This window comes from Methanosarcina sp. (assembly GCF_049706645.1).
Taxonomy (GTDB): domain Archaea; phylum Halobacteriota; class Methanosarcinia; order Methanosarcinales; family Methanosarcinaceae; genus Methanosarcina.
The window spans coordinates 14,110-26,859 of record NZ_JBNAKP010000003.1; the positions used below are offsets into that span (position 1 = coordinate 14,110).

The window sequence follows — 12,750 nt, forward strand, 5'->3', positions numbered from 1 at the left end:
GATTTCTCTCACGAATGCCGGCCAGAAACATTTAATTCAGTTTGATCTTTTCGCCATGAAACTTTTCACAGGAATCTAAAACCTGCCGGGCATTGAGAAGGTAAGCCCATCGCTTAAAAAAGATATTTATCCAGAAGCTCACTTTTCAAGAATTTCCCAGTTGCCGCCTTTAGCCGGACCAACTCTTCTGAGGAGGCCTTTTTTCTTTAATTTAGAAATATTTTCTTCAACTTTTCTTGCGGGAATGCCTACTTTATCGGAGAGTTCCCTGGCTGAAATTCGCGAGTTTTCTCTAATCAAACTAAGTATCGTTTCTTGATTTTGGGTTAGAGTTTCTCCGACCTTTTCTCCGACCTTTTCTTCACCTTCTTCAAGGTATTTCCTCTTAAATGTGACAATGAACTGAGTCCCAATCTCTTTGAAATCGGCACCAGGCTCTTTTGAGAGAATCAGACTTATTCCCCTACCCCATTTTTCTATCCAGTGGATTTCATGGAAAATTTCGGCTATCAGTTCGTTTCTTCTTTCGGAAACCATTTCGGTTTTGATCTGCTCGATCGTGAGCCCGCCGTAAAGTAAGCCTTTGTTTCGGATTTCCACGCGATTTTTGAAGATAGCCACATTTACTGAATCGTATTCGTAATAATCTCGGTGGCAGAAAGCATTTATGATAGCTTCCCTTATTGCCTCTCTATCGATCTCAGGCACATCGGTTCTCTTCAGGCCTTCGACTTTCATGCCAATGTGGATATTTTTGAGGATGTATTTTTCTGCTTCTTCGATCAGGTAAAACAGATCGCCTGTAAAATCCTGCATATCGTAATATAAGACGTATCACCAGTGGCAAAAACTGCACACCTGAGTCTTGCATTAGGGAAAAAATTCTCTGGTTTTTTGCCGAAAAGGATTACTGCGGGTTTGTTAATTTTCCGTCTTCTGCAAGCTTTAATTTTTTCAGGGAATTTTCCAGTCCCTGGTACTCTTTTCCTGCTTCTTTTACAAAGAACTTGACTTTTTCTTCGCTAATATCTTCCAGGCTCGCTTCCTTACAAACTGCCCGATCCCATTTTAACTGATTCTTGTTTTTCCTTAAGATCAGATTTTCAAGTTCTTTTACACTCAGGGGCTTGTCCTCATCAGAAGTGCGAATATAGGCTCTGCCTTACGCAAAATATGGAACATTATTTCCCTGAAAATTAACTTCTATACAGGACTTTCCCTGAAGTGTTACCTGCCGGATAACGGGATAAACGCTTGGCTCTATATGCGCCGAAATAGCCTGAGAAATAGTCCTCAAAGTATCTGCCCCGACGTCCTGCCCCACAACTGTCCCATCGTCCTTAATCCCGAAGTATAATTTACCTTCCTGATGCTTGTTAAGCATTGCAGCTATTGAAATCACTGCTGGCTTTAACTGCGCTGTAGATTTCTTAAGTTCGAGAATTTCAGACTCTTTCAACTGGAAATAAGAACTCATGGAAAGTACCTTCAAAACAATCGTGCGGTCTAAGATAAAACTGAGTTCTTATAAAAGATGCGGATTGCTTGAATACCTGCACTTCAAACCTAAAAAGATAACACGAGAACAAAAGAAGTAATTGGACTCTACCTTGAGGTTAAACCTGATAACCAATAATAGTTAACCTCTAGATTTGGAAATCATACAAAAGAGATATCCACCGTATAAATCTCACCCCTTACCTGAACCTCTCCACCCGTGACTTCCAGAACAAGCTGGATGGCTTCCTTGATATTTTCAAGCACCTCTTCTTTAGTATCTCCTTCACTGATAGCGGCAGGAATTTCAAGGCACTGGGCGGTATAGCCTCCATCATCGGACTCTTCAAGTTTAATTGTAAACCGCATAGATATTAATTGGGATTTTGATATTAATATACTTCTTAATTCCAAAATTCGCATTGCTTACTCCAATCCGTAATCTCTGGAGAATTGAAATTGAAAAATAATTACTGTGTGAAGTGAGGATGAGCCTGATGAGAGAATTCTGTCGTTATTGAACAGGACGAAGATGGAATTTACGTAGCTTCTGTTCCCGAACTTCCGGGCTGCCATACTCAGGCAGAAACGCTTGATGAATTAAACAGGAGAGTAAAGGAAGCAATTGAACTTTACCTTGGAGTTAAGCCTGAAAAGTAAGAAACTAAAAAATAGTTATTTTCTTCCGGTGTCCATCAACTTCTCATTTGCGGTCAGGATCTCGACTCCGAGTTCACTGAAATCTTTGTCATGGGTTACGAAAATCATATCTTTTGCACGGCATATCTGGGCAAAGAGAAGGTCGTTAAAATCGTATTTACCCTGTTCGAAAAGGTCCATGACTTCAGGAAGGTCTATGGCCTGCAGTTCGGGGTCGCAGGCCAGGGTGCTTTTGAGAATCTTTCTCACGTTGAAGGCTATTTCCTGGGCTATTGCCCGGAAGGCCAGAGAGTTTCGAAATTCCTTGAACCTTGTAAAGTCGGTCTGCTGTTTGAACTCGATTCGGGAGAAGGCATTGATGAATTCCGAAATTATCATGCAGTTTATGTAGATCGTGCCGTCGGAGTTTCGGATTTCTCTTAAGGCCCTGGAATAGGCATCCGACCGCTGGTCAGGCCAGCCTATAGGGCCGTAGATATACAGCCAGATGTTGGTGTCAAAAAAGTAGCCTTTGCCTTCGGGAAAATCGTATTTGTCTATGGAATGCACTTTTACAGGAACAGGTTTTGCGGGCCGGGCTCCCCCGGCGCGAAGCCTTGGGCGGCGTTTTACGGGATAGACGACTGCGCGATGAACGCTTTTACGCATCCTCTTCTCCTCCCAGCACGTCTTTCAGTGCCTTTCTACAGGTGTACGCATGGTCAAAATAGGTTTTCGCCCGCTCGATGACCCTCTTAAGGATAGTCTCGTCTTCCTCGGAGATATCCGTGAATAAGAGGTTGTTCTCAATCTGTTCTGCGGGAAAACAGCAGTAAAGCTGCCCTACTGCCGAATTCAAAAAGGCAGGCGTCAGTTCACTAGTCTCTGCAAAAGAAAGTTCTATAAGCTTGTTTTCGCAGAGCGCAGCCGTAATTCGGTCGTAAACCTTCTGCCCGTCACAGGAGGCAACGCAGCAGTTTTCCCCGGCAGTTTCAAAAACATTGATTTTTACCCTTTCTTCCGTAAGTATCCCCATATGCTTATACTCATAATGGTTTAAAAAGCTCAGGGTCTGAGCCCGAAATCATGCCTCTCAAAACCTGCCTTTACTGCAATAATTTCATTTTCATACTTTCACTCTCAGGCTTTCACACTTACACACTACTTTTATACCTTCACTCTTGCACTGCGGCAAGAGTATTCACAAATACATTTCAGTCGACCTTCAGTTGACCTTCAGTTAACCTTCAGTTGACCTTCAGTCGGCCTTCAGTCGGCCTTCATCTGGCCCTCGGTCGGCCCTTTTAAAGAAAAGCCAGCCCTTCTCCCCTTTTCCATATTTTGTCCGGATCAAAACGTAGTCTCCTTTCAGTTCCTCTCCATTAAGCGTCACCACAATTTCCCTTTCCTCACGTTTCAAAAGCTCAAAAGTTCCCCTGTCCCAGATCTCAACCTTGCCGGCTCCGTACTCCCCGGCCGGAATTTCCCCCTCAAAATCGGCATATGCCAGAGGATGGTCTTCAGTCTCGATAGCTAGCCGTCTGGTGCCTGCCTCTTTCGGGGGCTCCTTTGGCACAGCCCAGCTTTTAAGAACACCATCCATCTCCAGGCGGAAATCGTAGTGCAGGTTGCGCGCATTATGGCGCTGAACCACAAAAATCGGTTTGTCGGAACTTTTATTAAAATCACTGGCCGACGGCTCAGGAGTCTTCTTAAAGTGTCTCTTCTTTTCATACTCTTCAAGCATGGAGGATCAATAGAAAATATGGTCCTGGGAAGATAAAGGTTAATATGGCAGGCTAATTCGGTTATGGCAGGTTAATTTGACTACGACAGGCTAATTTTATTATGGAAGGTTAATTTGGTTATGAAAGGTTAATTCGGTTATGAAAGGTTAATTCAGTTATGGCAGGCTAATTTGGTTATCTCAGGCTAATCTGGTAAGTATCGGGTAGAAATAAAAAAAATAAGGAAAAAATGCAAAAAACGTAGAAAATAGAACTTATTTTCTGCTTCTAGCCAGAGCATAGTCTGAATAGATTCTCAAAAACTCTTTGTCGGTTTGCAGCAGTACGGTTTCAAACATCGCTACATGGATTTTTTCTTTCCTGGCGATGTCAAGCAGGATTTTACGAATTTCCTCGCTTTTCGCCAGGTTTGCCATCTGCTCATAAATGTTGATAGCATCCAGTTCCGCAATCATGGCAGCTCTAAGGATTTCTTTATCAAGGTCTTCAGGTCTGGTTTTCTCAAGGTCTGCAAGTACTTCCGAAAGCAGGTTTTCACCCCCTTAAAATATGCCCTATAAGGTATGGAAAGGCAAGAGTAATGTTTCTTTCTGTTGGAAAAATCGTTTCAATCCGAGAATTTATTAAAACTGGCCAATTAAAATTAGATAGTGTCTAAAATCAATTAACTGAAATTAATTAACTAAAATAATTAACTAAAATTGATTAACCGAAATTGGACAGTGTATTAAAATTAATTAACTGAAATTAAGTATAGATAAATACAACTAAAAATTGAATACTCATACAGCCTAATTTTCTATACTAACTGGCACTGCCCTTCTTTAAAAAGTAATACGACTTTTTCGCGAAATTGTAGCCCATTTTAGCCTCTATGAAGCCTTTATACAAAGAGAATTGTCTAGCCTTATAATAAAAAAATTATACTCAGTTGGAAAAAGACTTATAGACAAATTTCATAAATAGTTCTATAAGTCAGTTATAAAATAATGATAAAGATTTACATCCCGGGCATCCTAAAAACCTTCTAAAGGCTGATCGGGAGACGATCTAACTGAGGCCAAAAATCTTGAAAACAATAAAGTTCTCCCTGCTTAAAAAAATAAAATTTTTTCTGCCTGCATTTATGGTCTTGATTTTGTGCCTGCCGGGCAGCCTGGGTTTTGCTGCAGCAAGTGCCGAAGATCTTGAAATGCCGCAGAACTGCACATCTTCTGCCGAATCCGTGCTTGAACCTGCAATTGAAACGGCACCAATGAATCCCGACTTTCTGGAAGGCTTGCAGCCTTCCCCGATTGAATCTTTGTCTTTGGGGGATGAGAACGGACAGATTTCAGGTACAGGGTATAAGCCCTCGCCTGTGAATCTGCCAGGACTTGCAAGCCCTGAAGGAAAACTTTTACTGAAAGCTTCGGGTTCTGACCTTCCGCCTGTTTATGATCTGCGCAAGGAGGGGAAAGTTACAGCCGCAAAGAATCAGGGGAGGGATGGAAGCTGCTGGGCCTTTTCAACTATTGCTTCTCTTGAATCTTACATCCTGGGAAAAGAGAGAAAAAGCTATGATTTTTCCGAAAACAACATGAAAAACCTTGTCTCAAGCAGTTATCCGCAGGGTTTTGATCTTACTCCGTATGAAGGTGGTAACGCATTAATATCAACAGCATACCTTTCCCGCTGGAGCGGACCTGTAAATGAATTCCAGGACCCTTATAATGATTCCTCTACCTATTCGCCCTCAGGACTTCCCGTCCAGAAACACATACAAGAGGCACTTTTCCCACCTGGAAGGACAGGGGCTCTGGATAACGAGGTTCTTAAAAGGGCACTTCTGGAATACGGGGCCGTGTACTCTACAATGTACTGGAACCTGGCATATTATCAGGGAAAAAATCATACTTACCGATATACCGGGAGCACGTCTGTCAACCATGCCGTAACCATTGTGGGCTGGAACGATTCTTTTGACAGGAACTTGTTTGCACACGTTCCTCCAGGAGACGGGGCTTTTATAGTGAAGAATAGCTGGGGTGATACCTGGGGGGAGGACGGATACTTCTATATTTCCTACTATGACACAAAACTGGGATACGATGAAAATGCCGTGTTCACAGCCGAAAGTCAGGATAATTATGACAACGTCTACCAGTATGATCCTCTGGGATGGATAGCATCAAAAGAGTATCCAGGAAGCCTGGTTGCCTGGGGAGGCAATGTTTTTTCTTCGGAAAGGACTGAAAACCTCAAAGCCATAGGGTTCTATACTACGGACATTAACACGGCTTATGAAATATACGTTTATAAAAATCCCCTTTCCGGCCCTGTTAATTCGGGACAGGGATTCGTTGCACAGGAATACGGCCGATACCCCTTGCCAGGATATCATACACATGTGCTGAACTCGACGGTGCCACTACATGCCGGAGAGAAGTTTTCAATAGTTATAAGATATGTTAACCCTTCAGCTTCAGGTCCTCTTGCAGTCGAACAGTATGTACCGTTGTATAGCAGCAAGGCACGGGCCAATCCCGGTGAAAGCTTTGTGAGCCCTGATGGGGTCAGATGGAAAGACCTGCAAGACGTATCCGGCAACGTGGAAGCAAACCTCTGCATTAAAGCTTTCACAATGAGTAATGTACTTCCTGAAGCTGATTTCACTTCAAACGTTACAGCAGGGATGTCCCCTCTTACAGTCCGGTTCACAGATCTTTCCAGCAATGCCCTTTCCTGGAAATGGGATATGAACGGTGATGGGAAAATCGACTCAACAACCCGAAACCCAATCTATACCTACGGCTCTTACGGGAATTATACCGTTTATCTGACTGTCGGTAACAGTAAAGGATCTGACACCAGGACAAAACCCGGTTATATAACAGTGGTTCCTCTTTCAATTAACTCAGCCAGCCCAGGAGGGAATATTACAACCTACAAGGGAGAGAGGCAGGAATTCAGTGTCAGTACAAACTATGTATGTAATGTAAGCTGGTACCTTAACGGAGAAAACAGGAGTTTCGAAGCTCTTGTTAAGAATGGCTCATACTCGGAGATAATCCGCTCCCCGGGATTTTATAACGTCACGGCAGTTGCCAGAACCGGAGATGAGGAAGTTATACAGAACTGGAACTGGACAGTTCGCACCTGGAATCCCTGGGATAGCCCGGCTTCGCAGGAAGGGGAAAAGATAAGTACCAAAGAACTGCAGGAAGCTATCTATATCTACCGCAACGGGTTGCAAATCCCTGAAACCGGAGCTAAGCTTACGAGTGAGAGGCTCAAAGAACTCATACTTCTCTGGCGGGAAGGTTCAGGGGAGGGACGGTTTTCTCGATAAAATCGGGGGCAAAGAAGAGAAATAAGTAAAGAAGAAAATGGAAAAAAACAAGAAAAAAGAAAAAGAGAAAATAAAGAAAAAAGGTAAAAGGAAAAGGAGTAAGGTAAAAAGGAGAAAAAGGAAAGAAAATAAAGGGAAGAAAGAAAAACTGGGAAATAAATTTAGTTCTGCCGGACTTTATCTCCTTTTTCCAGAGCCTCTTCGACCCCTTCCCCTATTTTAACATTCATGAGAAAATCATCAACAGTTGCAAGCAGGGAACCTATCTTCTCAGAATGAAACCGGACACAAACTCTCGCGTCACTGATTTCACTTTCCATGCTTCGAAGGTTATCCGGAGAAAGAGCTTGCAGAATTCTCGCAGCGGATCTTCTTGATTCGGGATCCGGAAATACAATTGTACCTGTAATTTTCATAAGCAGCCCTCATCGTTTTGCCAGCTTTTTATCTTTGTCTTTTTTAATTCTTTTTTCTTTTTTAATTCGTGTTTTTTGAGTTCTTATTATTACTTTCCATCGTTTTACTTGGCTTTTTCATTTTCTTCTGTCCAGAATTCTACTTTTTATTTCTTCTTTTTCTTTTATTTTCTTTGTTTTTTCCTTTGTTTTTTCTTTTATTCTCTTTGTTTTTTCTTTGCTGGCTTCTTATTTTTTATCTGGGTTTTCCTTTTCCGGGCTTTCGGAGCTGTTCACCTATGATTCGGTCTGCAATGCTGAGGAATTCCTCTGCACTCCCGAGAGGGATTGCAGCACCTGAGGCTACACTGTGCCCACCTCCGCTTCCGCCGACTGCACCTGCGGCTTCCCTTAGGGCGAAAGCAAGGTCGAGACCCTTTGAGACAAGTTCGCGGGTGCCTCTTGCAGAGACTTTCAGGATACCTTCGGATTCGTTTATGCAGATAAAGGGAAGTTCGGGGTGAAGGTAGCGGACAATCGTGCTTGCAAGGCTGCCTGTAGAAAGGGCATCAACGGTAATAACGTACCAGATATTTTCCCCTTTGCGAATTTTTTCCACATTTTCCCGGATATCCAGTGTGAGTTTCTTCCCGTGTTCGTTTTTAAGAGAGAGGGTTTCATTGACAATCTCCTGGTCTTTCAGGCAGAGAGAGACAGCCAGCCCATAGATTTTCTGCTTTCCGCATGTGTTAAGAATAGAGATAAAATCGTAAACGTTTCTTACAAGCTCCCGGTTCAGGAGTAGGACTTCTCCTATAACAGCCTCAATAGCCTCCGGGCTTGCCTGCCTGACAAGTTTCAGGGCGACAGCATTGGCAAGCCTGGAGATTTCCTCCTCAGACAGATCTTCAAGCTTTCCGGAAAGCCCGAGCTGGCCCAGAAATTCTTTAACTTTTTCAGGATAACCGGTTATATCCAGGAAAGGTTCGGTAGTGTATGCGAGCACGTCTACAAGGTCTCCATCTCCTACTTTGAGCCCCTTTCGGATAGACACGACCCCTGCTTTTAAGGCTTCTTCCAGAATGAAGGCGTTGGCCGTGTGAAAAAGCTGTTTGTCTCCGATTGCACCTGCAATGGCCAGCCCCGCAAGGTCAACGTTATCGGCTGCCAGTTCTCTGGCTACCAGGTAGCAGGTTCCAGAAGCCGAGATGTCAGTAGCCCCATCGATTCCTACCAGATGGGCGTTTACAACTGCCTTTGCCGGAGATTGCCCTACAGGCTGGTGATGGTCGAGCACTATAGTGTCGGCTGCTACCTTACCAATAAGTTCAGGCTGCCCGCTGCCCATATCGCAGAAAATAACAAGTTCTTCCCCGGAAATGCTCCGGTTCACTTCTTCAATCAAAGCTTCATCCAGCCTTCCAGCTATCGAAAGCTGGAAACAGATGCCTGCCCGCAGCAGGGCCTGTGCCATTATCCCGGCTGAGGTCAGCCCGTCAGCATCATTATGTGAGACTATGCGCGCAAATCTGTATTTCCGGATTTTTTCGGCTGCATTTTTTGCAAGATTTATCAGTTTCTCAAGCTCACTCAAAATCCATCACTCAAAAAATTCAGTAGTAAAGTTAAAAGACCGATTTAAAATATTGATTTAATACATGCTGCCAGAGCATAAAGGATGCCAGTCTATACTGGCTTGATAATATAAAACTTTGTACATTCAGTAACCGAATGGTTTTTACGTGACAGATAAAATGTTTTCGATCGGTTTAACTTTATAAAAACGGAAAACAGAAAACACATTTCCTTTTAAGAAATTATTAATGTTAGTTCTTCTTTAGTCTCAAAAACAGGTTATTCAACTCGCGTTTTCTGTCAGTCACAAATTTTGGAACATCCGCTTCTACCTTGTATGAAGCAACAGTTGGAATTATCGGAATGGCAATCTCAAGTTTCTGAGTCACTGTACTTGAAGGCATATTCATTTTAGAAAGGACTTCATCGATTTGCCATTTCATTCCAAGCATATAATCCTTGATTTCTTTTAGATCCGTATAAATAATATCAAGATACTCTTGTGGGTTCTGCAGTTCATAAATTGATTCTTTAATTTCTTTCAAAAATAAACTTGTTCTTTGTATATCCATTATCTGTGGAATCAGATTATTGAGTAATATATATTGTTTTACTACGTCGGACCCCTGTAAAATCTTATCAATTTTGTTAAGAATTAATTATTTTCTTCAATTTTAGGAACATATGATTTAAGCAAAATAACAAGGCTCTCAGTTTGCATTTTAAGATATTGTGGTACGGGCACTACGAACACCAACTTTGCGGTATTTTTTGCATCCTATCAACAACTAAAACTTTTTTGCAACGGGTTAGAATATTGTAATATTTTCTTATATCGCCAAATCAAAAATGGTTTTTCAGCGTTAGTTACTGCGCGGAATGAAACATGTATGATTTATTACCAGTAATTATAAAAGGCGATTTTTGATGATTTTTCAATAGCAGTTATTGCGCGAAATGTGATTCATATTTACGTTATTTCTCTAAGGATGGTCACATATTAACCCCAATATCTACTCTCAATCTGGATGGACCTTTTAAATACCTATTATTTTTTGACTAAAAGATATATAAATACCCTTAGCAGTTCCGAAGTTTTTAACGCAGTCCTCTAAATGGCTTTAGTGACCAGCTAGGGAAAGTTTTAATCAGTGACTTTTGCAATCAATGACCCTTGCATCATTTATAAGTCACAGACAACAATAATGCTATGTAAAATCGTTGACTTCCTATTAGGCCAGGGTCACTTATTGGAAGAACAAGCTGTAGTATGATTAATTCTTGTTAGGTTCACAGCAAACACAGTCAGAGTTAATGGAAATTACCATAAATATAACTGCTCTTACTGTGTGAAATTATACACTGAATTATAAGGCTCTATACAGTCTGAGAATAAAAACCATTAATGTAAAAAGAAATAATTAAATGCACCTATTTAAAGTGCCTTTAATTTATCAAATTTGAAAACTTAATCTATAGTATTATCATTCCAACTACTCATTCTTGTTAAAGTTACTCTGTCATATTCCTTAGCGCTTTCTGGAATAAGATATAAACCTTGTGAATAGATATTTTCCTCACTTTCTGCAGCTTTATCAAGATAATTATTGAATACATTTTGAGCATTTTTATCTGCTAGTACTGCTATTATATCAAAAACTTTATAATCGTCACTCTTGAATCCAATAATAACTGGTTTAATCACCCATTGGTTGATTTCAGGTGTTACACTAGAATAAGGGTAATACTGTTGTTTTTCTGGAGAGTAAACTATAATCCATAGCTCATATCCATCCGGAATGTTTTTTGCGATTCCACCTATATTCTCTTTCCAATGAGTTTCTTTTACAGGATGGACAATTTCTATATCTGTTTTTGCCTTTGGTATTTCTGTTTGTGTTTCCTTTTCTGCTGACACTTCTTCTGTTGCTGGTAAATTCTCCCCAGATACATCTTCCATTGCTGATTCTGACGCCAGTTTTGCGCTTGATTCTTTTTCTGCTGATGCTGTTTGTGAAATGATGTTAGTAGTGCTTATATTCTGTGGCTCCTTTGTAGCACAACCAGAACTAGCTGCGAATAATAAAGTTATAACAATAATTATGGTAACACCAATTAACAAAGGGGCTCCTCTCTTAGTATTAATAACTTCCAAAGTTATACCTCTTTGATTCCTTTTTAATTCTGGGTAATCAATGTTCATATTTCCACACCTATAGTTCTACACTCCTTTATAAATATCTAGATGTCCTTAACTACTTCATGTAATTTCTATAATTAAATTTTTCGTTTTATTTAGAAATGTTTGGATTAAAGTAGCCATATTCTTCAGAATATAATTGAAATTTGTATATAAACATAAAAATAAGATATTATTCTTAAAGCTGATAGTTATCATTATAAAGGTCGAAAAAAAAGTGGAATCATTAAAACTCTTGTTTATAAACTCCGGAGAATAAGGATGGATATTAATTTCCCTGATAGTTCAACTGCACTCACAGTTGGAGGTTTATCTTTTATATTTTTTTCATTTATTAATATTGCTAGTTATCAAGATGGTAGAATATCTTTTGAGGTGCCTGCAGGAAAAAGAAAATATCTATTTTGTGTTGGCATTCTCATAATAATTGCTGGATTCCTTTTACCCACGAATAACTCAGAACAACGATATAATGATGCTCCGTTAGTTACAATTACTAATGATGTAACGCAAAATATAAATTCAGATCAAAGGTCAGATATACCGACAACATCGGATAATGATGATAATAGAACTAGAAACTATAATACTAATGATAAAGAGTTTATGATAAGAAATAAAAGCCCATTCGTAACATAAACGTATGTAGCTTAATCTTTATTACTATTTTCTTGTAACAGATAACACCGCCTGTGTTTTCTAAAATCAAATTGCGGGCGGCCACCCCACCCTAAACAGGCTGTCCGACAATTACCTCCTGTAATAAAAGAATTTCTTCTTTTTTGATTTAAAGCTCTTGTTTGCTTTCTTTTCAGTATTTTTTATTACTACCAATAATTGTCGAACAGCCTCTAAAGGTCAGGGTATTCGTGACCCTCTGCGCTCCCATAGTAATAAACAAAAGTACATAAATACCTTAAAAATATAGGTGATATAAAACACATGCCCCGAAATTCTATCAGGGGTCAACCTAATTAATGAGAAAATATATACTCTAAAAAAGCGGCAGAGCATCCTGTAAACTTCGAACATCAGTAGTGTAGCGGTCATCACCGGGCGTTGCCAACGCTCGAACCCGGGTTCGAATCCCGGCTGATGTATTGCAAACTTTTTTAAAAAAAGTTTGATCAAAACCCCCTGGCTACGGCGTGATCAACCGGCGCAACGGTTGCGGCCCAACGGTTGCGGCCCAACGGTTGTGCTTGAGCAAATTAATTTTGAACTTTCTCGATCAGCATGTAGCTATATAGTCTATTTGAGTTTTCCCTGCCCTCAGTTGTTTCCTCAATTATGGAACTGGAACCTGAGGTTTGTGTAGATGATTATTACATTAGAAATATAAATTTGGTAATGTAAAATTACTGT

14 protein-coding genes and 1 tRNA gene are annotated in these 12,750 nt (G+C 40.6%); 4 read left to right on the plus strand and 11 right to left on the minus strand.

The features are described from left to right. Positions 1 to 138 precede the first annotated feature (138 nt). From ACPK8D_RS00630 to ACPK8D_RS00640, 3 genes are all read right to left on the minus strand, one after another. Positions 139 to 816, minus strand: a complete 678-nt coding sequence (locus ACPK8D_RS00630) for an ATP-binding protein (RefSeq protein ID WP_424715912.1) — start codon at positions 814 to 816, stop codon at positions 139 to 141. Between the two features lie 346 nt (positions 817 to 1,162). Continuing rightward, positions 1,163 to 1,477, minus strand: a complete 315-nt coding sequence (locus ACPK8D_RS00635; protein WP_424715913.1) for a helix-turn-helix domain-containing protein — start codon at positions 1,475 to 1,477, stop codon at positions 1,163 to 1,165. Between the two features lie 182 nt (positions 1,478 to 1,659). After that, positions 1,660 to 1,866: a type II toxin-antitoxin system HicB family antitoxin gene (locus ACPK8D_RS00640; RefSeq protein ID WP_424715914.1), complete on the minus strand. Its 207-nt coding sequence runs from the start codon at positions 1,864 to 1,866 to the stop codon at positions 1,660 to 1,662. A gap of 147 nt (positions 1,867 to 2,013) precedes the next feature. On the opposite strand from ACPK8D_RS00640, the gene ACPK8D_RS00645 reads away from it, so the two are divergent. Continuing rightward, positions 2,014 to 2,157 (plus strand): type II toxin-antitoxin system HicB family antitoxin, encoded by a 144-nt coding sequence (locus ACPK8D_RS00645; protein WP_424715994.1) that lies wholly within the window; start codon positions 2,014 to 2,016, stop codon positions 2,155 to 2,157. A gap of 15 nt (positions 2,158 to 2,172) precedes the next feature. Here ACPK8D_RS00645 and ACPK8D_RS00650 read toward each other — a convergent pair whose 3' ends face one another. The 4 genes from ACPK8D_RS00650 to ACPK8D_RS00665 all read right to left on the minus strand — a co-directional run bounded on the left by ACPK8D_RS00650 (position 2,173) and on the right by ACPK8D_RS00665 (position 4,414). Further along, entirely contained in the window at positions 2,173 to 2,805 is a 633-nt protein-coding gene (locus ACPK8D_RS00650; protein ID WP_424715915.1) for a type II toxin-antitoxin system VapC family toxin, read from the minus strand. After that, positions 2,798 to 3,172: an STAS-like domain-containing protein gene (locus ACPK8D_RS00655; protein WP_424715916.1), complete on the minus strand. Its 375-nt coding sequence runs from the start codon at positions 3,170 to 3,172 to the stop codon at positions 2,798 to 2,800. Before ACPK8D_RS00655 ends, ACPK8D_RS00650 begins: the two co-directional genes overlap by 8 nt. Positions 3,173 to 3,394: 222 nt before the next feature. Continuing rightward, positions 3,395 to 3,883: a DNA polymerase ligase N-terminal domain-containing protein gene (locus tag ACPK8D_RS00660; protein WP_424715917.1), complete on the minus strand. Its 489-nt coding sequence runs from the start codon at positions 3,881 to 3,883 to the stop codon at positions 3,395 to 3,397. A gap of 255 nt (positions 3,884 to 4,138) precedes the next feature. Then, positions 4,139 to 4,414 (minus strand): ferritin family protein, encoded by a 276-nt coding sequence (locus tag ACPK8D_RS00665; protein WP_424715995.1) that lies wholly within the window; start codon positions 4,412 to 4,414, stop codon positions 4,139 to 4,141. A gap of 596 nt (positions 4,415 to 5,010) precedes the next feature. On the opposite strand from ACPK8D_RS00665, the gene ACPK8D_RS00670 reads away from it, so the two are divergent. Continuing rightward, complete coding sequence (locus ACPK8D_RS00670; protein ID WP_424715918.1) at positions 5,011 to 7,215, plus strand: lectin like domain-containing protein; 2,205 nt, start codon at positions 5,011 to 5,013, stop codon at positions 7,213 to 7,215. A gap of 161 nt (positions 7,216 to 7,376) precedes the next feature. Here ACPK8D_RS00670 and ACPK8D_RS00675 read toward each other — a convergent pair whose 3' ends face one another. From ACPK8D_RS00675 to ACPK8D_RS00690, 4 genes are all read right to left on the minus strand, one after another. Beyond that, positions 7,377 to 7,631 carry a KEOPS complex subunit Pcc1 gene (locus ACPK8D_RS00675; protein ID WP_424715919.1) on the minus strand — a complete coding sequence of 85 codons (255 nt, stop codon included), beginning with the start codon at positions 7,629 to 7,631 and terminating at the stop codon, positions 7,377 to 7,379. 235 nt (positions 7,632 to 7,866) lie between these two features. Beyond that, complete coding sequence (locus ACPK8D_RS00680) at positions 7,867 to 9,204, minus strand: DHHA1 domain-containing protein (RefSeq protein WP_424715920.1); 1,338 nt, start codon at positions 9,202 to 9,204, stop codon at positions 7,867 to 7,869. 232 nt (positions 9,205 to 9,436) lie between these two features. Continuing rightward, the gene (locus ACPK8D_RS00685; protein WP_424715921.1) at positions 9,437 to 9,757 is read right to left on the minus strand and encodes a hypothetical protein; all 321 of its coding nucleotides are present in this window, start codon (positions 9,755 to 9,757) and stop codon (positions 9,437 to 9,439) included. A gap of 896 nt (positions 9,758 to 10,653) precedes the next feature. After that, positions 10,654 to 11,388, minus strand: a complete 735-nt coding sequence (locus ACPK8D_RS00690) for a hypothetical protein (RefSeq protein WP_424715922.1) — start codon at positions 11,386 to 11,388, stop codon at positions 10,654 to 10,656. Between the two features lie 258 nt (positions 11,389 to 11,646). Here ACPK8D_RS00690 and ACPK8D_RS00695 point away from each other — a divergent pair, with 258 nt between their 5' ends. Together ACPK8D_RS00695 and ACPK8D_RS00700 are read left to right on the plus strand one after the other, a co-directional pair. Then, positions 11,647 to 12,024, plus strand: a complete 378-nt coding sequence (locus ACPK8D_RS00695) for a hypothetical protein (protein WP_424715923.1) — start codon at positions 11,647 to 11,649, stop codon at positions 12,022 to 12,024. A 389-nt stretch (positions 12,025 to 12,413) separates the two neighbouring features. After that, a tRNA-Gly gene (locus tag ACPK8D_RS00700) sits at positions 12,414 to 12,485 on the plus strand. The last annotated feature ends 265 nt before the right edge of the window (positions 12,486 to 12,750 follow it).